Annotated in this window: 1 protein-coding gene; it reads left to right on the top strand. The window is 38.8% G+C overall.

Features of this window, described 5'->3' with window-relative positions; all coding sequences use genetic code 11:
* Positions 1-507: 507 nt before the first annotated feature.
* A partial coding sequence (locus QUF07_RS13915) for a cation:proton antiporter (RefSeq protein ID WP_289428189.1) occupies positions 508-1,561 on the top strand: 1,054 nt, incomplete at its 3' end.

The raw sequence follows: 1,561 nt of genomic DNA on the forward strand, positions 1-1,561 counted from the left end.
AAATTGTTGCCGAGTAATATTGCTGGGATAATTTTTCATAGCTTAAACTCGCTTTTTACATAGAAGTATATCAAAAACCATAGATCTTGGACAGCTTATAAGGTTCATCATAGAAAAGAAGAATTACACCAGCCTCAAACAAGAAATCAATGATGTTTTGGTCGCTGCTAGTTTGGATTCCTTGGACCTGATAATATACCTACGGTGTCTTTTTAGCTCGGTTATGTATCCAGCATGATTTATAGCTGGAGAAAACGATCCAGATATTTAAAATAGATAAAGAAAATTCAGAAATCACTTTTAAAGTTGGCAGTGTCTGTGTTTCGAATAAGTAACTAAATGTGACAACTTATCGTTACTTGAATATTTTTGATTAGTTTGCTAGCATATAAGAAGTATTATTAAAACATGAATAAATAAATCAGTTGACGTAAGCTCAAGGTGTTCTCTTTCAGGGGTGTGTAAGAGGTATCTGGGTTTACGTTTTTTGTATGAGGAGGTTTTTGTTTGGAATTTTTAGGTACCTTGGTGATCATCTTGATTACAACTAGTCTATTTGGCCATCTAGCCTCTAGGGTTGGTATCCCAGCAGTGATCGGTCAATTATTTGTTGGAATTATTCTTGGCCCTGCTTTGTTGAATTGGGTTCACGCCAATGATTTCATCCATATTTTTTCAGAGATTGGGGTTATCATCTTAATGTTTATCGCCGGACTTGAGAGTGATCTTACATTGCTTAAAAAATATTTGCGTCCTAGCATAATTGTCGCGTTGTTAGGAGTTTTGATTCCGATGGTACTGATCTATCCAGTTGGTATTGTTTTTGGCTTGACACAATTTGAAAGCTTGTTTTTGAGCGTTATTTTTGCCGCAACGTCGGTTTCAATTTCAGTTGCTGTCATGAAAGAACTAAATTTACTTGATAGTAAGAGCGGTTCAACAGTCCTCGGTGCCGCGGTGGTTGACGATGTGCTAGCTGTCGTTTTACTTAGCATTATGGTCAGTTTAATAGGTACAAAGGCTGGTACGGATACCCAGATACCGCTAGCTCTGACTTTTTTAGAGCAGCTAATTTACTTTGCCGCAATTTATTTCGTGATGCGTTTTATCGCCCCTCTCCTCGCTAGACTAGGCACCATATTATTGAATCCAGTGGGACCTACTATAATGGCGCTGATTTTGTGTTTTGGTATGGCATATATTGCAGATCTGATTGGACTGAGTGCAGTGATTGGGGCCTTTTTTGCAGGAATTGCGATTGCACAAACTCATGTAGCTCATGAAGTTGATCAAAGTATCGAACCAATCGGTTATGCGATTTTCATTCCTGTATTCTTCGTTTCAATTGGTTTAAATATGTCACTAGCTGGCATAGAACACGATTTGTTATTAATTATCGTATTGACGATTGTGGCAACACTGACAAAAATATTAGGAGCGGGAAGTGGGGCTAAATGGGCCGGATTCAGTTCGAATGAAGCTTGCCTCGTTGGTGCGGGGATGGTCTCGCGTGGGGAAATGGCCTTGATTATCGCTCAAATAGGCTACCAATCCAAACTAA

The organism is Lentilactobacillus sp. TOM.63, assembly GCF_030361045.1.
In the GTDB taxonomy this organism is placed as follows: domain Bacteria; phylum Bacillota; class Bacilli; order Lactobacillales; family Lactobacillaceae; genus Lentilactobacillus; species Lentilactobacillus dabitei.